17 protein-coding genes are annotated in these 20,850 nt (G+C 59.6%); 7 read left to right on the top strand and 10 right to left on the bottom strand.

Going from position 1 to position 20,850, the window contains the following annotated elements; genetic code table 11:
- Position 1 precedes the first annotated feature (1 nt).
- From ABCV34_RS02030 to ABCV34_RS02020, 3 genes are all read left to right on the top strand, one after another.
- The gene (locus ABCV34_RS02030) at positions 2–1,279 is read left to right on the top strand and encodes an IS256 family transposase (RefSeq protein WP_275162860.1); all 1,278 of its coding nucleotides are present in this window, start codon (positions 2–4) and stop codon (positions 1,277–1,279) included.
- Between the two features lie 106 nt (positions 1,280–1,385).
- Entirely contained in the window at positions 1,386–2,885 is a 1,500-nt protein-coding gene (locus tag ABCV34_RS02025; protein WP_345797602.1) for a DUF262 domain-containing protein, read from the top strand.
- On the top strand, positions 2,882–3,652 hold the full coding sequence (locus tag ABCV34_RS02020; protein WP_345797601.1) for an HNH endonuclease: 771 nt from the start codon (positions 2,882–2,884) through the stop codon (positions 3,650–3,652). Before ABCV34_RS02025 ends, ABCV34_RS02020 begins: the two co-directional genes overlap by 4 nt.
- 17 nt (positions 3,653–3,669) lie before the next feature.
- Here the strand turns inward: ABCV34_RS02020 and ABCV34_RS02015 are convergent, their stop codons facing one another.
- On the bottom strand, positions 3,670–3,909 hold the full coding sequence (locus ABCV34_RS02015; RefSeq protein ID WP_345798666.1) for a DNA-binding protein: 240 nt from the start codon (positions 3,907–3,909) through the stop codon (positions 3,670–3,672).
- A gap of 288 nt (positions 3,910–4,197) precedes the next feature.
- On the opposite strand from ABCV34_RS02015, the gene ABCV34_RS02010 reads away from it, so the two are divergent.
- On the top strand, positions 4,198–5,475 hold the full coding sequence (locus ABCV34_RS02010) for an IS256 family transposase (protein WP_345798665.1): 1,278 nt from the start codon (positions 4,198–4,200) through the stop codon (positions 5,473–5,475).
- 75 nt (positions 5,476–5,550) lie between these two features.
- On the opposite strand, the gene ABCV34_RS02005 is transcribed toward ABCV34_RS02010, so the two are convergent.
- The 4 genes from ABCV34_RS02005 to ABCV34_RS01990 all read right to left on the bottom strand — a co-directional run bounded on the left by ABCV34_RS02005 (position 5,551) and on the right by ABCV34_RS01990 (position 8,687).
- Positions 5,551–7,215, bottom strand: a complete 1,665-nt coding sequence (locus ABCV34_RS02005; protein ID WP_345797600.1) for a recombinase family protein — start codon at positions 7,213–7,215, stop codon at positions 5,551–5,553.
- A complete protein-coding gene (locus ABCV34_RS02000) occupies positions 7,212–7,361 on the bottom strand; it encodes a hypothetical protein (RefSeq protein WP_345797599.1) in 150 nt (49 codons plus the stop codon). Before ABCV34_RS02000 ends, ABCV34_RS02005 begins: the two co-directional genes overlap by 4 nt.
- Before the next feature lie 407 nt (positions 7,362–7,768).
- A complete protein-coding gene (locus ABCV34_RS01995) occupies positions 7,769–8,416 on the bottom strand; it encodes a recombinase family protein (protein ID WP_345797598.1) in 648 nt (215 codons plus the stop codon).
- A 136-nt stretch (positions 8,417–8,552) separates the two neighbouring features.
- The gene (locus ABCV34_RS01990) at positions 8,553–8,687 is read right to left on the bottom strand and encodes a peptidase (RefSeq protein ID WP_345797597.1); all 135 of its coding nucleotides are present in this window, start codon (positions 8,685–8,687) and stop codon (positions 8,553–8,555) included.
- A gap of 911 nt (positions 8,688–9,598) precedes the next feature.
- Between ABCV34_RS01990 and ABCV34_RS01985 the strand changes: the two genes are divergently transcribed.
- Positions 9,599–10,384 (top strand): replication-relaxation family protein, encoded by a 786-nt coding sequence (locus ABCV34_RS01985; RefSeq protein WP_345797596.1) that lies wholly within the window; start codon positions 9,599–9,601, stop codon positions 10,382–10,384.
- Positions 10,385–10,985: 601 nt separating this feature from the next.
- Entirely contained in the window at positions 10,986–11,780 is a 795-nt protein-coding gene (locus ABCV34_RS01980; RefSeq protein WP_345797595.1) for a hypothetical protein, read from the top strand.
- Between the two features lie 51 nt (positions 11,781–11,831).
- On the opposite strand, the gene ABCV34_RS01975 is transcribed toward ABCV34_RS01980, so the two are convergent.
- The 4 genes from ABCV34_RS01975 to ABCV34_RS01960 all read right to left on the bottom strand — a co-directional run bounded on the left by ABCV34_RS01975 (position 11,832) and on the right by ABCV34_RS01960 (position 17,543).
- Positions 11,832–14,540 (bottom strand): DEAD/DEAH box helicase family protein, encoded by a 2,709-nt coding sequence (locus ABCV34_RS01975; protein WP_345797594.1) that lies wholly within the window; start codon positions 14,538–14,540, stop codon positions 11,832–11,834.
- Positions 14,537–15,322 carry a site-specific DNA-methyltransferase gene (locus tag ABCV34_RS01970; protein WP_345797593.1) on the bottom strand — a complete coding sequence of 262 codons (786 nt, stop codon included), beginning with the start codon at positions 15,320–15,322 and terminating at the stop codon, positions 14,537–14,539. Before ABCV34_RS01970 ends, ABCV34_RS01975 begins: the two co-directional genes overlap by 4 nt.
- Positions 15,323–15,450: 128 nt before the next feature.
- Positions 15,451–16,728 (bottom strand): IS256 family transposase, encoded by a 1,278-nt coding sequence (locus tag ABCV34_RS01965; protein WP_345798665.1) that lies wholly within the window; start codon positions 16,726–16,728, stop codon positions 15,451–15,453.
- A 23-nt stretch (positions 16,729–16,751) separates the two neighbouring features.
- On the bottom strand, positions 16,752–17,543 hold the full coding sequence (locus ABCV34_RS01960) for a site-specific DNA-methyltransferase (RefSeq protein WP_345797592.1): 792 nt from the start codon (positions 17,541–17,543) through the stop codon (positions 16,752–16,754).
- Between the two features lie 243 nt (positions 17,544–17,786).
- On the opposite strand from ABCV34_RS01960, the gene ABCV34_RS01955 reads away from it, so the two are divergent.
- The gene (locus ABCV34_RS01955) at positions 17,787–18,485 is read left to right on the top strand and encodes a hypothetical protein (RefSeq protein WP_345797591.1); all 699 of its coding nucleotides are present in this window, start codon (positions 17,787–17,789) and stop codon (positions 18,483–18,485) included.
- A 1,687-nt stretch (positions 18,486–20,172) separates the two neighbouring features.
- On the opposite strand, the gene ABCV34_RS01950 is transcribed toward ABCV34_RS01955, so the two are convergent.
- Complete coding sequence (locus tag ABCV34_RS01950) at positions 20,173–20,628, bottom strand: hypothetical protein (RefSeq protein WP_345797590.1); 456 nt, start codon at positions 20,626–20,628, stop codon at positions 20,173–20,175.
- Positions 20,629–20,850: the final 222 nt, after the last annotated feature.

Raw genomic sequence — 20,850 nt, 5'->3', positions numbered from 1 at the left:
TATGCCCGTGAAACACAAGAAGCCATCTATTGCGGCCCAGGCGGCCGCCCGTACGGCCCGATTTCCGAAGCTGCCTGAGCATTTGCTGGACGGCCTGGTCGAAGGTCCGATGTCGGCCATGGAGGTCGAGGATCTGATTGATGCCTTTGGCAAGGCGGTGATCGAGCGGGCCATGGCTGGCGAGATGAACGCCCACCTTGGCTACCGTGCCGGCGAAGACAAGCCGGCCCAACAAGCCGACGAACGCAACGGCGTGAGCGCCAAGACGCTGTTGACCAAACACGGCTCGATGCGTGTTCAGTTGCCCCGCGACCGGGACGGTACCTTCGAGCCGGTCTTGATCCCCAAGCATGAGCGCCATTTCGCCGGGTTCGATGAACGCATCATCGCCCTGTACGCCCGAGGCATGAGCGTGCGCGAGATCCAGGCATTCCTGGCTGAGACCTATGGCACGGATGTCTCGCCCGAGCTCATCAGCGAGGTCACTGACGAGGTCATGACCGAGACGGTGGCCTGGCAGAATCGGCCCCTGGAGCGCATGTACCCGGTCGTGTTCTTCGATGCCCTGCGCGTGAAGATCCGCACCGACGGGCTGGTGGTCAACAAGGCGGTCTACCTGGCCCTGGGGATCGACGCTAACGGGGAGCGTGACGTGCTGGGGCTGTGGATTGAGCAGACCGAAGGTTCGAAGTTCTGGCTCAAGGTCTTCAACGAGCTCAAGAACCGGGGCTGCCAGGACATTCTGATTGCCGTGGTCGATGGTTTAAAGGGCCTGCCCGAGGCCATCAACGTGGTCTTCCCGAAAACGACGGTGCAGACCTGCATCGTGCATCTGATGCGCAACAGCCTGGATTACGCCGGCTGGAAGGACCGTAAGTTGGTCGCCGCCGCCCTCAAGCCCATCTATGCCGCCGCCAATGAGCAACAGGCCAGAGAGGCGCTGGCCGCCTTCGCGGCTGGCCCTTGGGGCACGAAATATCCGACGATCGTGGCCGCCTGGGAGCGGGCCTGGGAACATGTGGTGCCGTTCTTCATCTTCCCACCCGATATCCGGCGCGTGATCTATACCACGAACGCCATCGAGAACATGAATCGGCAGCTGCGTAAAATCATCAAGAACCGGGGCCAATTCCCCAGCGACGAGGCGGCCGTCAAACTCCTATGGCTGGCGCTGCGAAACGTGCTGGCCAAGCCGTCACGATCGGTTCATACGTGGAAAGCAGCCATGAATCAGTTCGCCATCCTGTTCGGTGAACGGTTCACCGAGGCGAGGGATTAAACGATGTCAAACCGCCCCGCCCACAAAAAATCTGACACTCCCAAAGGCACCATCGCTACTGATTGTCGATGGGCAGCAACGCCTGACCTCACTCTATGCTGTGGTGATGAAGGAACCAGTGCTACGGGACAACTTTGAGCACGAACGCATCCGCATTGCCTTCAACCCCTTGAAAGGGGAATTTGCCGTGCCAGATGCCACCACGCAGAGGCAGGCTGAATTCATTACCGACATCTCGGAGGTCTTCTCACAAGACTCCTACGAGACTATTTCTCAGTATCTTGACCGGCTTCGTCAGACGCGCGAAGTGGATAAAGACGAAGAGCGCCATATCGCCAAGGCTATCGGTCGACTGGCAGGACTGAAAGACTATCCCTTTGTGGCACTGGAACTAACGCAGTCAGCCGATGAAGAGCAAGTGGCTGACATCTTTGTGCGTATCAACAGCGAAGGTAAAAAACTGAACCAATCGGATTTCATCCTGACCCTGATGTCCGTCCATTGGGATGGAGGGCGCACTGACCTCGAGCAGTTCAGCATTGCTACCCGAAAACCTACAGCAGGCAACGGGGCAAGCCCTCTGAATCCGATTTTCCGGCCCGAGCCGGACCAGCTCCTGCGTGTAGGCGTAGGCATCGCCTTTCGCAGGGGCCGCCTTGAACATGTGTATTCCGTCTTGCGCGGCAAAGACCTGCGAACCGGTGAATTTTCGACCGAACTCCGCAGCAAGCAGTTTGGCCAATTGAAAGCAGCCCAAGCCAAGGTGCTGAACCTGACTCACTGGGCAGACTTTCTAAATGTCGTGCGCAGCGCAGGATACCGCCATCAGCGGTACATCAGCTCCGAAGGGGCGCTGATTTTTGCCTATCAGCTTTATCTGATTGGTCGCACAGAGTATGGGGTGGAACCCTATACGCTCAAGCAAACCATAGCCCGCTGGCTCTACATGTCGCTTCTGACCGGACGCTATACCAGTTCACCGGAGTCTCGCTACGAGACAGACCTCAAGTTGCTGCCAGACAGCAGGAACCCTACTGAATTTGTGAAGGCACTATCCGAGGTCGAGGCTGCGACCCTCACCGATGATTACTGGGTAAAGACCTTGCCCCTCGAACTTGCCACTTCCGCCAGTCGTGGCCCCAGCCTCTTTGCTTATTACGCTGCTTTGGTACTGTGCGAGGCCAAGGCCCTGTTCTCCAAGCAGAAGGTCGCGGACCTCCTGGACCCACCCGCAATTGGGAACAAGAAGCCTTTGGAACGTCATCACATATTTCCCAAAAGCTACCTGAAGGGACTGGGCATCAGTGAACTCAGGGAAACAAACCAGATAGCAAACTACACCCTGGTCGAATGGGATGACAACCTGGCCATCTCTGATATCGCCCCCAAGGACTACTGGCCGCAATACGCCGACCGTTTCTCCAAAAGAGAATTGAAAGACATGATGAACTGGCACGCGTTGCCTGAAGGCTGGCAAAACCTGCCGTATGAAGATTTTCTCGTAGCAAGGCGCCCACTGATTGCCACAGTGATTCGGCGGGGCTACGAAAAGTTAGCCGGAATACACGAAGCAACCACTCTATCATCGGATAGGCAAGCACGATGAACTCACCGATTCCGCTACTGGAACGCACTCGGCTTGAAAAGGCTGCCCAAGACGCAGGGTTTGACCTGCGCTCCCAGGAAGAAGGTTCATGGCTAGTCTTTCGGTCCACGGCCTTCTCGCAGGCGCTTGGGGTAGCGGCCACCAGTCAGGGCGGCTATCGACTCGGGCTGACCGACTCCAGTGTATGCAGGCAGATTGCGGCAGAACTCGGATTGCAGGTATCAATCCAGTCTGAACCCTGGAGTGTTGGCCTTGAAGGTGCCGCAGATTACGAGAAGCTGTACCACAGTATAGACCGGGCCGCCGACATGTTTCGGGTGATGGCCGGAATCGGCTTACAGCACTATCGGGAACGCACTCACACACCACCCGATGCCACAGAAATCAGCCGCCTGGTACGCCAGCGCATCGGACAAGATATCTTCCGAGCGACACTTATCGAGTACTGGGGAGGCCGCTGCGCCCTGACGAGCCTGGATGAGCCGCAGCTGTTACGTGCCTCTCATATCAAGCCTTGGGCCCGCTGCGAAACCGACGAAGAGCGTCTGGATGTGTTCAACGGCTTTCTGCTGGCACCGCATTTCGACGCCCTATTTGACGCTGGCTGGATAACGTTCCTGGATTCGGGGGCCATCCAGGTATCCCCATCACTGCAACTGCTGCAGCGTAAAGCACTGGGGCTGCACGGGAACGAAGCACTGCATAGTCTGTCAGATGCCCACCTGCCCTATCTGGCTTGGCACCGAAAACATTGGTTTCGCAAATAATGGTGAGTCTTCTGCTTTTACCGAAGCACGGCCATCTGCCGCCGCCTGACCTGCTCGGCTTTTGTCGGGCGGCCTCTGCGGGGCGGCACCTTGACCGGCGACTCAACAGGAACAGACCTGCGTTGCGCTTGCTGCCCCAACCAGACTTCGACATCGCCTTGTCGGAACCTGACCAGGCGGCCCAGCCTGAAGAACGTCGGCAGATTCCCACCTGTGCAGATGCGGTTGTAGATTGTCTGCTCCGAGAGTTCCAGCATAACGGCAAGGGTTTTCGGAGAAAGGAGTGCTTCCATAGGTATGGCTATACGGTACGCAATCACATGACTGCCTACGGTATAGCCACCGATTTACCGCGACCTACTTGACGTGTTTTTTAGGCTGTTCACGGCTGCAGCATTGCTGCAATTTTGCTGCAATTCACCCGGTAAACCGGGGTAAAATGAGGTAAGTCAGGGTAAGCCACATCGTTGATTTTATTGGATAAGTCACGAGAGTGTCCGGAATTTTGTGGGCGAGGCATAACATGAGAGAAAACGATCATGGATATGCCCGTGAAACACAAGAAACCATCCATCGCGGCGCAGGCGGCCGCCCGCGAGGCGCGGCTGCCCAAGCTGCCTGAGCACCTACTGGACGGCCTGGTCGAAGGCCCGATGTCAGCCATGGAGGTCGAGGACCTGATCGATGCCTTCGGCCGCGCGGTCATCGAGCGGGCCATGGGTGCGGAGATGAACGTGCACCTGGGCTACCGCCCCGGTGAGGACAAGCCCGCCGCGCAGACCGATGAGCGCAACGGCGTGAGCACCAAGACGCTGCTGACCAAGCACGGTTCGGTGCAGGTACAGCTGCCCCGAGACCGCGACGGCAGCTTCGAGCCGGTGCTCATCCCCAAGCATGAACGCCATTTCGCCGGGTTCGATGAGCGCATCATTGCCCTGTATGCCCGTGGCATGAGCGTGCGCGAGATCCAGGCTTTTCTCGCCGAGACCTATGGCACGAACGTTTCGCCCGAGCTCATCAGCGAGGTGACCAACGAGGTGATGGCCGAGACCGTCGCCTGGCAGAACCGCCCCTTGGAGCGCATGTACCCGGTCGTCTTATTTGACGCACTGCGGGTGAAGATCCGCACTGATGGTTTGGTGGTCAACAAGGCCGTCTACCTGGCCCTGGGCATCGACGCCAACGGGGAACGCGACGTGCTGGGGCTGTGGATCGAACAAACCGAGGGCTCAAAATTCTGGCTCAAGGTCTTCAATGAACTGAAAAACCGAGGCTGCCAGGACATCCTGATCGCCGTGGTGGATGGCTTAAAGGGCCTGCCCGAGGCCATTAACGCGGTCTTCCCGAAGACGACGGTGCAGACCTGCATCGTGCACCTGATGCGCAACAGCTTGGATTACGCGGGCTGGAAGGACCGTAAATTGGTCGCTGCCGCGCTCAAGCCCATCTATACCGCCGCCAACGAACAGCAGGCCCGAGAGGCCCTGCAGGCCTTCGCCGATGGCCCCTGGGGTACCCGCTACCCGACCATTGTGGCCGCCTGGGAACGGGCTTGGGAGCATGTGGTGCCGTTCTTCATCTTCCCGCCCGATATCCGGCGAGTGATCTACACCACCAACGCCATCGAGAACATGAACCGGCAGCTGCGTAAAATTATCAAGAACCGGGGCCAGTTCCCCAGCGATGAGGCGGCTGTGAAGCTGCTGTGGCTGGCGCTCAGAAACATCCTGGCCAAGCCATCCCGATCCGTTCACACTTGGAAGGCGGCGATGAACCAGTTCGCCATTCTGTTCGGTGAACGGTTCACTGAGGCCAGGGATTAACCAATGTCAAATCGCCCCGCCCACAAAAAATCTGACACTCCCTAAGTCACTGATTCATCAGGGCTTTTTTCGGCCTCATAACCCGAAGGTCACAGGTTCAAATCCTGTCCCCGCAACCACATTTATCTGACTTTCGGTGAAAACGCCGGGAGTCTTGGAAATCAGCGAAAACAGGCCAGCCGACGAGCTGGCCATTTTTGCGTCTAGAGTCCCGTCGTCCCCAGGGATGAGGGTGATCTCGCCACCAAAAAGCTCTCGCAAAAGGGTTCTGGCAGCGGCGACATCTCCGGACAGCACCCCCTCCAGATTCGCAATTAGTTCATCATAGTGTGCGATACCGCGTGCAATGATCTCGGACGCCACCGGTGCAGACTCGCAAGATTCAGCGTGCTCACGAGCCAACACATCTCGCCGCTTCTGGAGACGGTTGATCTCATCACGAACCAGGCTCGGATCAATCCCGGCCTTGATGCTCTCAACCAGGCGCCGAATCTGTCTCTCGACATCGCCCACTTCCTTCGCCACCAGCTCGCCCTTTACAGAATGGCCCTTGAGCTGCTGCTCCACAGACGACTCAAGAGCACGCCCATAGTGCTTGAGCGCATCCACTGATAGAAGGCGCTCTTTCAACGCCTTCAATAGCACAGCCTCAACCACTCGCCGACTGACCTTGGCGTTGTTGCTGCATGCCGTCTCGCCGCGATCCTTATGACGGGCGCACCCATACCGATAGCCATCTACCATCGAGAAATTCGATCCGCACAGTGCGCACTTGAGCAGACCGCTAAACAAGTACTTCGGTCCCGCGCCAGTACGAGCTTTGGGGCCACATTCGGCCTGTTTGGCCAAACTCCTTCGGGAGACCTCCTGTTGGCGCGCCTTCACGCGATCCCAGATCTCCTCGGACACAATCCTGAGGTGTGGCACTTCGCATGTAACCCACGCCGACTTGTCATTCGGTTTGCGTGTACGCTTGCCAGTTTCCGGATTCGTGACAAACCGCGCGCGATTCCACACATAGATGCCGTTGTACAGCGAATTGTTCAGGATGCCGCTGCCATCGCGCGGATCACCGTGGATTGCAGAACGCGCCCACGAATGACCGCGCGGCGAGCAAATACCTTCGTCATTCAGCTTCTTGGCAATGGCCAGCGGCGAATTGCCATCGGCATAGAGCGAAAAAATCTGCCGAACGACTTCAGCCTGTTCGGCAACCAGCTTCATCTCATATCCGACGACCTGCCCATCCTCCACCACCGGCTGGGTCGCATAGCCGTAGGCCTTGCCACCAGCGCTCAGACCCTTGAGCACCCGGCCTTCGAGCCCGCGCTTCGTCTGAAAGCGGATATTGTCCACATACAATTCATTTACTAGTCCCTTCACTGTGGCGTGAATCTTCTCGCCAGGCGCATCAGAGTCGTACCCTTCGGACACACCCACCACGCGAATGTCGAGAAATTTCAGGCGCCTCAGCGTGAGCCCCTGCTCCTGAGCATCTCGCGCCAGGCGGCTCAAGTCGTCGATGAGGAGTACATCGAAGTCACGCCTCTGCGCGGCCTCCAGCATGAGACCATACTGCGGCCGTTGCCTTATCGTGCCGGATATTTCCTCATCGCTAAAGGTGCTCACCACCTCGAGCCCTTCCCGGGCGGCGAAGCCGCAGCAGTTGCGTTCCTGATCCTCAGTAGATGAGTTTCGCTGCTTGTCCGTGCTGTAACGAGTGTAAATGGCGGCTTTCAATGGATGGTCTCCTGCTGGTTGTCGTTGGATTGGGCGGATTGGGAGTCTTCTGCGAGAAACTGCCTTGCAGCTATCATCGCGATGAGATCAATCAACCGGAGCTCCGCTGCCGACAGAGGCGGCTGACAGCTTTCCTGTTGCTGCATGGCACATAGTCCGATTACCTTGGGACTATGTATAGGGAGAGACTAAAATCATTGGTAAAAATAACAATTTGTTACTTTATCGATCAGGATCACAACCCAACCGAAACAGCGTCTGCCAATCCAGTAGGAACCCCCAGCCATACGACTTCTACCCCCTCTGAACAACGAGCACCCGGCGCCTCCTTATCGAATTGAGCCACACGTTATCCACAGGCACCCACAGCCTGTGCGCCATGGGCGAAGGACGTTCTGGCCGACAGACGCCGTCCGCGCGCCCCGTGGCGAACCCGGCCTCCCTCCTAAAGACAGGGGGATAGGGCCAAATCGCGCACCGAGAAAAACTGTCCATTAGGGCACACTAGTAGGCCAGGATACATCTAGACAAGTCAATTCTATGACACAAGGCGTCAGACAAGCCTCTCCGCCCATATTCTCTTCACCTGAGCCAGGCTGTATCCGGTCATTGCGGCAGCCTTGGCAATGCTTTGCCCTGCAGTGCGTAGCGCCAGTACCTGCGCGTGCCGTCGTGTATCTGGCCGACGTCCTCGGTAGCGGCCACGGCCCTTTGCAAGCTCAATCCCTTGGCGCTGGCGCTGACGGCGGGTCTCGTAATCGTCGCGTGCCATCTGAAGGGCCAGGCGCAACAGCATTTCTTGCACAGATTCGAGCACTACTCGCGAAACTCCGTCAGCGCCGGCAGCCAATTCGCTGAGATCCACGATTCCGGGGACGGCAAGGCGGGCACCTTTTCCGCGGATGGATGCTACCAACTGCTCGGCCTCAGGCATTGGGAGCCGGCTGATGCGGTCGATTCTTTCCGCTGCTACGACTTCGCCCGGCTGGAGATCTGCAATCAGGCGTAGAAGCTCTGGCCGGTCGGCGCGTGCGCCGGAAGCCTTCTCACGATAGACGCCGGCGACGTAGTAGCCGGCCATCTTCGCTTGATCGATGATGGCTTCCTGCCGTTGCAGGTCCTGTGCATTCGTGCTGACGCGCAGGTACACGCGCGCGATCCGAGGGCTGGTTGTCGTGCTCGGTTCTCGGTATTCGTCCATACGGCTCCTTTGAGTATATTCATTTGAGCCGCCCAGTATCGGGCTAGCTCACGTTGCGGTTCAGGACTCATATGCGCCCGGCGCATCGAGAGGGCTTCAATGAGCCTCCTGTATAGCTCCGGGCCCGGGTCAGGACCTACCAGTCAAATCCGTTGTCGGTCGGGTACGACGACGACCATGGGTTGACGGCACCCCAGGGGCTGCCGCCCACATCGATGCCGCCAATGCCGCCCACCATCGGGAGGCCGGTCGCTGGGTTGATTTCGTACATATGTATCTCCTGTGAAGTGGCGCTCCCTCGACCACCGAGAAGGCGCAGGCCAACCGAGTTGCTCCGAATCAAGAAAAACCGCACCGACTGCTTTCCTGGCTCGGGGAGCGGAAGACGGGTTTTTCGTCCTCACCTCGCTGTCCATGGCGTCTGAGCGCTCAGGTCAGCCTGTCGCGCAAGGGCGCCGGCGAGGCCGCAGCCCGTAGGGACCGGGCGAGTCGGCGTGCGCAGCACCTGCTCTTGCGCGACGGGCTGACCTGAGCGACGATCGCAGCTAATGGGCAGCGAGGCGAGGACGACACGACGGTGGACCCCTCGCCAGGGAACACGGTTCACCTAGGCCGCAGCTCACCGGGGAGCGTGCATACAGTCAGGCGCCGCGATGCGCCACAGGCGCAGCGTGGGGCTAGGGCCTGCGGCCCGCCGCCCCCGGAACCGCACCGCGCCCCAGCGCGGTCGGTGTAGGGCCTGGGGGGAGCCGGATGACGCTCGCGGCCCCAGCCGCGAGAGGCCCGCCAACGGGCCGGCAGTCAGCCGGGGGGCGTAGCCCCGCGCCCCACGCCGTAGGCGCGGGAAACTCACACGAGTCGAGCGCAGCGAGACCACAGCCCCGACGCGTCCAGCGTCGAGGGTCGTGTGGGTTTCCCGCGCGTGGAGTGGCGCGCCGAAGGCGTGACACGGAAGGCGAGGGGCGCCCCTCCCTGAGCACGGGCGGCGTCCAGCCGCGCGAGTGGCCGACCGGGCGTCCAGCCCGCCGGAGGCCACGGTGCTCCCCGGGTCGCAGTCATGCGCCCCCCACACGCCTCCCCCGTTCACCGGGGAACGCATAGTCATACGAACGGCAGAACGCTATACGAAATATGGCAAAAGAGAACACCCCCACGACAACCAGACCCGCACAAGATGGACGCGTGATTGCGCTCGATAACGAGCTGCGCGTGCTACGCGCCATCCGCCGGTTCGCTTGGCTACGCACACGCGACATTGCGGTGCTGGTGTGGCGTCACCCAGAAACAAGGCCCGGCCTGGGCTCAGTTCCCGGTCTGCAGCCGCCAGAGCCGACGGCTACAGAGCTACGCATGGCTCAGAAAACCCTCGCTCGTCTGCGCGAAAAACGTCAGGTGCTGCATGCTAGTGCACCGGACTACAGTCGGATCTATGCACTGGCGGAGGCCGGTGTACGTGTCCTTCGGGCCCAAGGCGCCGACGCCACCACAGGTAAGGACGCCATACGGGAATTTAGCCTTGACCACTATCATCACCGCCGAATCGCCAACGAGGTCGCGATCGCCGCCCTTACCGAGGGATACAAAATCTCCACCGAGCGAGAGACCGCACAGGGCAGATGGATTGGCGGCCGAGACGGTATTGCTGGAAAAATCCCTGACGCACTAATCCGCACGGGCAGCGACATCTGGTGGGTCGAGGTTGAGCATAGCCGCAAAAACGTGCCCGACTACCAGCGCCTGCTCGTATGGCTCACTACCGTACGCCGCGACGCCCTCACCCCAGGCGGTAGCACACTCCTGGGCAAAAACATGCACTGGCGGCAGATAATTTTCGTGTGTACTCCAACCTTTCAGAAAAAGCTGACTCGCGATCTCCAGGCCATCGGTTGGACGCATGCACAAATTAATATGCTGCTCAGGTTCTCTACAGCGCTATACAGGATTGGCAGCGTCGAATTTCAGCGCTGAAACTCCCGCTGTCAGGCCAATGCTGGCGAGGCATCAATTCTCTCGCATAGGTGGGTGAGTCGGAGACGCACGCCCTCAGGAGCCCGATTTTCCTACTTTGCACTTGGGCCGTGCGCAAGGGCCGCAGCGGATACTGCTGAGAAACCCGCCGGACATGACGCGTCTCCCGGCGGGCTCTTGCTTTTCCCAATTGAATTATCTCTCACAACAGACCTCATTCTGAGTGCCCGGAATTTCCGGGTTCTGAAAACCGTTGCTGCATGTGACACGTCTACAGCCGAACCCTGCGTGCGAACCTCATGGGACGCGATGCATGATATTTAGCCCGCCCGCGCACTACCGCGCACTCCCGTCCATTCAGCCGGTCTCGGTCGCTTGGTGCTGTGGGCCGCGTCGCGACCCACATCACGCCTGCGGCGATCAAGGCCAGCACTATCGATAGCATGACCCACCGGAATGCCTCGTCCACCATAACCCCCCCGTCCCATGCAGCTTATCACTGTGGCGGACTGCATCTAAATTCAGGATTCCCAGCCTCGCATCGCTATACACGGTGGCGATCGCTGACGCATCCGGCGTCAGGCGCAACGAGGAAACAATCATGAGGACACAAGATTATTGGGAAATACTCGCCCAGGAGGCCATTGCGATGATACGAAGCGGTGACTCCAAGGGGGCGATTGGTGTGCTGGAATGGGATCTGGAGTTTTTCGGGCTTTGGGGGCTTAAAGTTTTGATGTCCTATTGCCCAAGGGAAGACCACGCTGCGTTCGTCGAGTGCCTCAGCACCTACATAAACCGTACGAGCGCAGGCACGCAGCTCATCGCTGCCCCGGTCCTTCTCTGTGTGCATCCGTCCCGCTGTTACCGCAACGGGAGCTTCCTGCCACAACCCTACCCGCAGCGTGACGAGTTTTTTACGCTGCCCACCGCTGAGCCTGGCATGAATGACCCTGGCGAGGATCTGCACTTTCTAGGCTGGGCCAGCACCGAGGGCATCCACCCGCGAGTAAAGAGACAACTTGCCGAGGGGCCCGCATACGGTATCCCATGGGGTAGGATTTCGGCGGCCGTTGCCGTTTTCGAATGGGAGCCGGGGTCAGATAATCGACCCATGCCTACCGTGCCCGATGAGTGGTGGGGAGAGCAGTTTGATGGACGTGATGTCATTACCAAAATTTTCACCCCCATGATGCTCGACTACGCGCGCGCTGCGGAAGCAGCTCGTGCTCTGGAGGTGGGCGCAAGTCGGTATTTTGCGGAGAAGGATGGTCATCAGGACTGGACACTTTATCACTTTACCAAGCCCGCCCTGCAGCACCTGTCAAATTACGTCGGTCTGCAGTTTCGTGCGCAGTGCGAGGAAAAATTTCCGCAGCATCCGTCGTGGCTGTAAGACAATGAATTGAAATCCTTTTAGGCGGGCCCGTTCTCAGGCCCGCCGTTTTTATCCGAGCCGCTCCTCGATCATTTTCCAGCTCTTGTCGGTCACCATCACAAAGCGGCACCTGCTGCCAGCCGAGAGCCTCTCCCACAGGCCGCCAATTAGGCGGTCGTCCTTGGCCGACTCCCAGCGATCCTTGCCCTTGTATTCAACGGCCAGAATGGGGCCAGGCATCGCGCCATCGCCGGGGAGCTGACAAAGAAAATCGGGGTAAAAGCGATCAGTTGCCTTCTGCAAGAAGAATGAGCTGCCCTCGCGGCGCACCAGGTTGCGCACCCAGAAAAGGATGCGACCTTTCTGCGCCAGCATATCCAGGTGGCAGGCGCACTCGAATTCTTCCTTGCTATCAAAGTCCCCAATACGGCCGTAGTAGTGTTTGCGAAAATCGAACACGCCGAACCGCCCGTCGTAATCGCGGCTGGGCGCGTAGGCCTGGGGGTTGAATGTGAAAGAAAAGTCGTCCGAGACTGCTACGTGTGAGGCGGCATCATCGGCAAACAGCGTCCGCTGATAGGCCCGACTGATCGCCTCCTTGCGCAGCGCCCGGATCCGCGCCTCGATGAGCTTGCGGATCTCGAACTTCTGCTGATTGACTCGCGCCAGGGTGAAATCTTCTCGCGCGAGCAGGTGCCCCACCCAGGAAGCGACGAAAGCGCGCTTGCTCTCATGGGTGAGCGACGGCTCAAAGACGTTCTGACACAGCCAGGCAGCCAGTCGCACGTCGTCCCAGTGCTCGGGCTGATACGCCAAGCCCAGGTCACGCTGCAACTCCGGTAGAAAGCGCGAGATGACTTTCCCGGTGCCAGCTTCAATATCGATCTCACCTGAATCGGAGACGGTCCAGGCGGCGCGCAGCGCTGCCCAGTCATTGCCCTGCGGGCCCGCTTCATAGCGAGACAGATCCCAGGGGTACTCCAGAACTTCGGGATCGTCGAAGAGCTGCAGTTCGCCCTGCACTCGCAGCGCCAGCTGCGGTACCCGAAATCGCACGGCCAGCTCCGCCGGGGTCTGAAAGAACTCCAGGGCGCTCGTGCGGCTTTGCGCGGCCGCCTGCGTAATAGCCTGCGCCGACGCCGGCGCGCTTACCGTCGCGGCAAGGGACTGCGTTTCGGTCTCGGTCAGGGGCGCGTGCAGGGTGAGCGTATTGAGCTTCCCGTCCCACCGCACCTTGTCGCGGACTGCTTTGGGCGCCGCTTTCAGGTCCGGCTTTTCAGATAGGGTTACCGTGATTGGGTGCATGACAATGCGCCCCGGCCGACCTTCCAGATCGAGGCGCTGCTGCTCGGGGTGTGCGGCAGCGATGAATTCCGCCACCTCGCGCCGCTCGAAGCCGGCGCCAGCCACCAGTCGGTCGCGCAGCGCGTTGGCAGTTTCCGCAAAATCGCGCGAGGCGACGAAGGCGTAGGAACGGTTCAGCTCCGGTGCGCTCAGATGCCGAGCGTTGGGTTGGCGCAGCACGCGGCCCAATAACTGCTCCACGGCGGTCGAAGACGACAGGGACGCAAGGCTCACCAGAATGTAGGCAAACGGGCAATCCCAGCCCTCGGCCAGCGCCTTCTGGGTGATGATGAACTTCACCGGACAGCGTGGATCCGAAATACCCTGCGCATAATCCGCGTCTACGCCTTCCAGGCCCCTTTCATCGCCCGTGGCAACGACAATTTCCTCGGCCGGAATCCCATGATTGGTGGTGAGCTCCTGACGCACCCGGTCGTAATCCAGCGTTTCGTGGGTGGCGCTGCGCGGCTGCGACTGGATCAGCACGACGGGCCGTAGGTAGGGGCCGCCCGCACGGTACTCTGTCGTGACCAAGGCCTGTAACGCGTCACGCCGGGCGATGGCGTCGGCCAGGCACTGCTGCCAGTCGGGCTGGGTTTCGAGCAGCACCGGCAGCTTGATCATCTCCTCGGCCTTCAATTCGGCTGCTGAGACGCTGTGCAGAACGTTGCTGGGGGTGCGCTCCGTATCGGGCGTCGCGGTGAGCTCCAGAATTCCAGCGGGACGCAGCCGGGCGAGCATCTCAAAAGCCAGCTCGGTACGGTTGTTGTGGGCCTCGTCGACGACCACGAAGGGACGGCGCAGGCGCAGGACATTCGCAAGCGAACACGGCGTGGTGCGATCCACACCTTCCCCTTCGGTGAGCAATTCCGCCCGCTGTTCAGCGCTCAGATGTTCAAAATGGTGCATCAGCGCGCCATTCGATTGATAGACCTTACGGCACTCCTCGTCCTCCACCTGGAAGGCCTGGCGGGTGGCGACGATTACGACGGTGGTGGTATCGAGCGTGGCTCGCGTGATGCCCTTGGCCTCGTCCAGATCAATGACTGCCACGGGCCCCGCCTCGCGCAGTGCTGCGTGGTAGGGGTGTTCGGGGCTTCTCAACGCCTTGAGGGTCTGTTCGCGAATCGGCTTGCTGGGTACCAACCACAGCACGGTGCTGTGCTCGGACCGAAGCAGGTGGGTATTCACAAGTGCAACGCTTTTGGCTGCAAGCCAGGTCTTGCCGCCACCTGTGGGCACGCGCAGGCAGAAGTACGGCATGTCGGGCTCGAACCCGGGAAGCGACTGGTAGGCGCTTGCCCGGCCCCAGAGTGCTTCAGTGGTGGTCATGTAGGCGATCGAAGCCGACCCCTGTTCCTGACAGGCCTCGAAATAGACCTGGACACTATCGAGCACCTGCTGCTGATAGATCTTGGGGGTGTAGGCGTTCATGGCTGCACCTCCAGCGCGTAGGGTATTTGCTGGAAGGTGATGCCTTCGCGAGCAGCGCGTGCCCCCATGCGATTGGCGGCGGCATAGATGACCTTAGGACCGCTGAATACGGGCAGCCGGTTGAACACGGTGGCCGTGAGCACGTTGCCGCTTTGTGGGGCCAGATCCTTGAGGATGCCGTTGTAAAGCAGATAGATCGCGCGGCCTTCGTGTGTGCCCAGCAGCGGGCTGTCCGCCGTGCCCGTAAAGCCGACGCCGGTTTCCGCGAACCAGACAAATTCGGCCAGCTGGGCGAAGCTCACATCCCCACGGATCTGACCGTCGGGGGCAAAGAGCGGTTCGGTGGAGAGTCTGCAGTACTGGAAGCCGCCGCCCAGGCCTGCTACCTGATCACCCTTGGCATTCGTGTAGCCCTGCGCCACGCGACGCACACGCTCAGCGGTGACATTCTGGGCGATGTGTTCATCCATCTCCACCAGAATGAAACGGCGGTTGCCTCCGTCTTCGGCGTTTTGTTTCAAGACGGCGTGGGCTGTGGTGCCGGAGCCGGCGAAGCTGTCCAGAATTAAAGAATCCTTGTCGGTGGAGATCTGTAGGATCCTCTGAATCAGGAGAGATGGCTTGGGAGTAGCGAAATCTGAGGCTGACGGGATGTCATGCAGAATCTCTCGGAACTCTTTGCGGGAGCCATCTGTGTGGCCCGCAAAGGCGTGTGTCCATAAGGTTTGGGGAACCACGCCATCATTGCGAAGCGAGTTTTTGTACCGCTTGTACGCAGGCACGCGTCCTTTACCTGTTTTGCCCCAGTAGATGAGCCCTTCCCTGACGTGGCGCTCGTGCTCTTCTGGGGAATAAGCCCAGACGCGGGGGGAGTGTCAGATTTTTTGTGGGCGGGGCGATTTGACATTGGTTAATCCCTGGCCTCAGTGAACCGTTCACCGAACAGAATGGCGAACTGGTTCATCGCCGCCTTCCAAGTGTGAACGGATCGGGATGGCTTGGCCAGGATGTTTCTGAGCGCCAGCCACAGCAGCTTCACAGCCGCCTCATCGCTGGGGAACTGGCCCCGGTTCTTGATAATTTTACGCAGCTGCCGGTTCATGTTCTCGATGGCGTTGGTGGTGTAGATCACTCGCCGGATATCGGGCGGGAAGATGAAGAACGGCACCACATGCTCCCAAGCCCGTTCCCAGGCGGCCACAATGGTCGGGTAGCGGGTACCCCAGGGGCCATCGGCGAAGGCCTGCAGGGCCTCTCGGGCCTGCTGTTCGTTGGCGGCGGTATAGATGGGCTTGAGCGCGGCAGCGACCAATTTACGGTCCTTCCAGCCCGCGTAATCCAAGCTGTTGCGCATCAGGTGCACGATGCAGGTCTGCACCGTCGTCTTCGGGAAGACCGCGTTAATGGCCTCGGGCAGGCCCTTTAAGCCATCCACCACGGCGATCAGGATGTCCTGGCAGCCTCGGTTTTTCAGTTCATTGAAGACCTTGAGCCAGAATTTTGAGCCCTCGGTTTGTTCGATCCACAGCCCCAGCACGTCGCGTTCCCCGTTGGCGTCGATGCCCAGGGCCAGGTAGACGGCCTTGTTGACCACCAAACCATCAGTGCGGATCTTCACCCGCAGTGCGTCAAATAAGACGACCGGGTACATGCGCTCCAAGGGGCGGTTCTGCCAGGCGACGGTCTCGGCCATCACCTCGTTGGTCACCTCGCTGATGAGCTCGGGCGAAACGTTCGTGCCATAGGTCTCGGCGAGAAAAGCCTGGATCTCGCGCACGCTCATGCCACGGGCATACAGGGCAATGATGCGCTCATCGAACCCGGCGAAATGGCGTTCATGCTTGGGGATGAGCACCGGCTCGAAGCTGCCGTCGCGGTCTCGGGGCAGCTGTACCTGCACCGAACCGTGCTTGGTCAGCAGCGTCTTGGTGCTCACGCCGTTGCGCTCATCGGTCTGCGCGGCGGGCTTGTCCTCACCGGGGCGGTAGCCCAGGTGCACGTTCATCTCCGCACCCATGGCCCGCTCGATGACCGCGCGGCCGAAGGCATCGATCAGGTCCTCGACCTCCATGGCTGACATCGGGCCTTCGACCAGGCCGTCCAGTAGGTGCTCAGGCAGCTTGGGCAGCCGCGCCTCGCGGGCGGCCGCCTGCGCCGCGATGGATGGTTTCTTGTGTTTCACGGGCATATCCATGATCGTTTTCTCTCATGTTATGCCTCGCCCACAAAATTCCGGACACTCTCGACGCGGGTGCGCTTGGGCCAAATTTTCTCGCCGGTATTGGGGTTCACCACGGGATAGTAGAGGTTGGGGCGTTCTTCCGCTGTTTTCGCGCAGGTGTAGTCGCTGTTCCGAAACACTCCGCGCTCATCCTCGTACTTGTATTGATTGTCCTTCTCCTCCCCTCGCGGCAACAGGTTCCGTAGCCAACTGCCTGAGCGCTGGTAGACAAGGATGAAGTCATGCATGGGAGCGATGGTCTTGTGATCGTTCGAAGCGGCATATTTCTTCTGCCATGTGATACAGGCCACGAAATTCCTAGCTTCGAACACTTCATCCAGCATCAGCTTCAGCGTCGCTTGCTCGTTGTCATCGATCGATACGAAAATCGCGCCATCGTCCCGCAAAAATCGCTTCAACAACACCAGCCGCGGGTACATCATGCACAGCCACCGGTCGTGACGGTCCAGTGTCTCGCCCTCTTTGCCAACCACCTCGCCCAGCCAGCGCCGGATCTCAGGGGAATTCACGTTGTCGTTGTAAACCCAGCCCTCGTTGCCCGTGTTGTATGGCGGATCAATGTAGATGCACTTCACTTTGCCAGCGTAACGCGGCAACAATGCCCTCAAGGCGTGCAGGTTATCGCCCTGTACGATGAGGTTCCCCCCGACGGCAGCACCCGGATCGGATGACAACTCTGACACCGGCTCCAGCAGCCGGCACGGGACCTCTTGGTGATGACGCACAACAGCGTCCTTACCGATCCAGTTCAACGAGGGCACAGGGAAATACTCCTTTCGCACGCAAAGTTACAGCTTTGGGCATTCTACAGGCCTGAACGCCACGGGTTGAAGGCGTCCTGATGCGGCCAAGCGTCGAGACAGGCGCTTCACCCCGTGCACGATCTGGCCACGCGACCATTCGGCCAGAAAATTTCATGGCAGTTTGCAAGCAGGACAGACACGAATAGGCAGCCGCCGTGAAGTGGCCTACGCTGTGACATCCTTTGTCACTCCCTCAACCACATGGCCACCATCCAGGACGTCCTCGACACAATCTTGCGGCACCTGCATACGGTGCACGTTGACCGCTCAGTGGTGGCCGCCCAGGTATGGCTCCCTGAGGCAGACGAAGCCGATGTGCTGCAATTGCTGCACTCGTGCCCGCGTGCGGATCGTCTGCGGGTGGTCACACTCCTTTCGGATCTACTGGCAGGCGTCCCCCCACTGCTGGCCGCGCCCGTGATTGTGTTTGCAACACCATCACAAGAAGGGCGCCCTCCGGCGTATCGTCTCCCGATCCCCCGTGAGGATCTCTCGCCCCCCAATTCAGCGATGCACTTTCTAGGTTGGGCGCCTCCGGAGCTGATACCCTGCAGGCAAACGCTGATCGACCGTACAGAAGCTGGGCAGCACATACCCTGGGAGCAGCCCACTGTCACGCTGGCGCTATTTGCGTATGCGGGTTCGGAAATACTCACCCCAGACGAAATGCCAACGTGCCCCGCCGGGTGGTGGGGCGAGCTTTTCTTCCCATCGCTGGATACCGCGACGATTTCGCTCTCTGCAGGCGAGCCTTTGCTCTACCCGGAAGCCTACGATGCGAGGAATGCGCTTGCCGACGCGATTGCAAGGCGCCCGCCATTGGAGCGTGCGCACTTTTTCGCCAACGGCGCCACCATCGCGCAGTGCCAGCAAAGGGCCGCTTTGTTTCAAACCTGCTGATGCAGCAGCTTTCCCCACAGCGGATGGCACTTATCGCACCCACCGACTGAAGATAGGATGCCCGACCCACCAGCCAGGTCCCATTTTGAGTCTGATCCCGCGAGGGGTCCATTGCCAGGGGCTCTCGAACCAGAGGCCCGTTTCTATGTGTATCCAACCGCCCCCTGCTGCGCGCTTCGCATGCTCGCCATATGGAATTAGCCGCTTCAACCAAATCGGCCAGCCGCTGCGGCCTACGGCGTATTTCCCAGCGAGGTCCAGGCCACCGTACCCGTAAAGGCGTGCGTTTTTCGGAAACATAGCGCTCGTGGGCTTCGTGATGTAGTGAACCCAATCCCGCAGGTTCCTGCAGCTCTCAGTCCATGTTGATCCGTGAGGCCACCAGCGTGCGAGCCGATCGTGCTCCAATTTGAACCGTCGCGGAAGCCAAATCAGGAGGTGATAATGGAGCATCCCATCGAGGGTTGAATCAGGCTCGGCGCGATCAAGGGACGACAGATATAGGAGTGGTACACCCGGGTAGAGACGCTGGATCTGCATACGCAGCCTCTGTAAAAACCGGCTAAGGTCCTTTGCCTGGTGCGTATGTGCGGTTTTGTACGTTAGCGTCAGGCAAACCGCATGTAGGTCGTGCGCGCGTGCCAAACGCTTCATCTGCGATAGAACTGTTAGGAACTTCCGGCGAGCAGCTTTTCTGGGCTTTTTTGGGCGTGGGGTCGGGGCGCTCGTGCCACTTGTTTTGATCTTCTTGACAAGTTCAGGACGGGCAGACGCTGCCGGTCCCGGGCCAAGGAGAGAGTGGGGCAATCGGCTACTAGGAGCCGTTGGGGTGGCACATGCGCTTGATCCGCCGATAGGCGGGGAGACTGCGGCAATTGCCACAGAGGGTACAGAAATTTCCACGACACATCCTCACGATGTGCCGCAAGATCAGCAAAAATCTTCGCCTTTGACCTGTTACAACAAACTGCACAAAATATGCCCTCCGCTGATACTGCGGCGGATGACACGCAATGCCTATACTGAATGAGTGGTGAGCAAGGCCTTGCGTTGCACACCTCGCCCCGGCGCCCGCCGGGGCTTTTATAGGCGTGCAAATTGGTATAGGGAACTACCAGGGTCCCCTGGATCAGCTCCCGTGAGCACTATGCTGCGATGGCTGACCTGCGTGACAAACCAGTCCCTGGGGCTAGTTCAATGATCACCTTGGTCGACTCTGAGATGCCGTAATACGATTTCGGGGGAACCTCGCGCACTGGGGTCAAGCGTGAAACTCAACCCCTGCCGGCCCTTCTTGCGGAGCAGGCCACCAAGGTGTGCCTCAACCCATTGCCGACCGGCGATCTGCTCCAGCCACGGGGGATTCAAAGAACACGAAGAAAGCGGCCCGAAGGCCGCCGATAGAGAGAGGGGGCTGGCTACGAACCAGCACGGAACTTGCGCATACTGACAGGCAAACGTACCATGATGGCACTTGTTAGATTAATGACTGAGCGAGTCCCCGCAACCAGCTTTAGAGATGGGCCGGCAACCGATAGGTTCCGGCCCATTTGCATATGCGATACACGCGGCGACGCACGCGGTTACTGATTTCAGAGCCTTGATAGGTGCGGACTCGAGGCGATGGCTGGTATTCGCAAGGCAACGATGACGATCAAGGACATCGCCACCATCGTCATGAGGACGATTAGGGGCGATCGCCGACCTTGGTGTCCGACGCCCCCGAAGCGTACTTCCCGCCCGCATTGAAATTCGCCGCCAGCATTTCAGTTCGGCAGGCGGAACTGCCGAAGAACACGATCTTGCCGTCCTTGGCGACGATGACGGCATCCTCGGTCGCCGAATAGACGCCGGCGTACTGGTAACAGACATACCCCTGCAGGTTGCCGGACTTTTCCTTGGGCGGCACGCCGATCGACTCCAGGACGGGGGCGACGTCCTGACCTACGCTGACGGAATTCATGACGGCGCGCGCGCGCTTCGCTTCCGTCGAGTCCGGGGAATTCGTCAGGGTGGTTTTTGCCGCGTCATAGCCGGCCTGAGCCAGCTGCCCGGCGGTCACCGCCGTACATCCCTGCAAAGCTGCCATCACGGCTGCCAGCCCTGCGACCACCCCTGCCCGCAGCCATTGTTCGTACATCACTTCGTATCACCTCAAGAACGGTCAAAACTTTGCTCGACCGCCACGATACTGCAAGGACTAGTGTCCTGTCTGGTTAGTTCGGTCACTTAAATTCGGATGCATGGGCTTGTCAGGCAAGGCGCAAACCGCAGCGATAGCCATAGCTATCGCGAGGATTTGCAACGCAGCATGGCGAGGCCAGGCGCCGAAGGTAAGGATCTGAATTAGCCAGACAGGACACTA

Origin of the sequence: Castellaniella sp. MT123, from assembly GCF_039614765.1 — a bacterium.
Lineage (GTDB): Bacteria > Pseudomonadota > Gammaproteobacteria > Burkholderiales > Burkholderiaceae_B > Castellaniella.
Note: the sequence above shows the minus strand (reverse complement) of the source record. Positions and strands in the feature narration are given on the sequence as shown.

Coding starts and splice junctions, on each gene's coding strand:
- ABCV34_RS01955 (WP_345797591.1), top strand. CDS start 17,787: ATGGCCACCATCCAGGACGTCCTCGACACAATCTTGCGGCACCTGCAT.
- ABCV34_RS01995 (WP_345797598.1), bottom strand. CDS start 8,416: ATGGACGAATACCGAGAACCGAGCACGACAACCAGCCCTCGGATCGCG.
- ABCV34_RS02010 (WP_345798665.1), top strand. CDS start 4,198: ATGCCCGTGAAACACAAGAAACCATCCATCGCGGCGCAGGCGGCCGCC.
- ABCV34_RS02020 (WP_345797601.1), top strand. CDS start 2,882: ATGAACTCACCGATTCCGCTACTGGAACGCACTCGGCTTGAAAAGGCT.
- ABCV34_RS01965 (WP_345798665.1), bottom strand. CDS start 16,728: ATGCCCGTGAAACACAAGAAACCATCCATCGCGGCGCAGGCGGCCGCC.
- ABCV34_RS01980 (WP_345797595.1), top strand. CDS start 10,986: ATGAGGACACAAGATTATTGGGAAATACTCGCCCAGGAGGCCATTGCG.
- ABCV34_RS01975 (WP_345797594.1), bottom strand. CDS start 14,540: ATGAACGCCTACACCCCCAAGATCTATCAGCAGCAGGTGCTCGATAGT.
- ABCV34_RS02000 (WP_345797599.1), bottom strand. CDS start 7,361: ATGCAGCAACAGGAAAGCTGTCAGCCGCCTCTGTCGGCAGCGGAGCTC.
- ABCV34_RS01990 (WP_345797597.1), bottom strand. CDS start 8,687: ATGTACGAAATCAACCCAGCGACCGGCCTCCCGATGGTGGGCGGCATT.
- ABCV34_RS02025 (WP_345797602.1), top strand. CDS start 1,386: ATGAAGGAACCAGTGCTACGGGACAACTTTGAGCACGAACGCATCCGC.
- ABCV34_RS02015 (WP_345798666.1), bottom strand. CDS start 3,909: ATGCTGGAACTCTCGGAGCAGACAATCTACAACCGCATCTGCACAGGT.
- ABCV34_RS02030 (WP_275162860.1), top strand. CDS start 2: ATGCCCGTGAAACACAAGAAGCCATCTATTGCGGCCCAGGCGGCCGCC.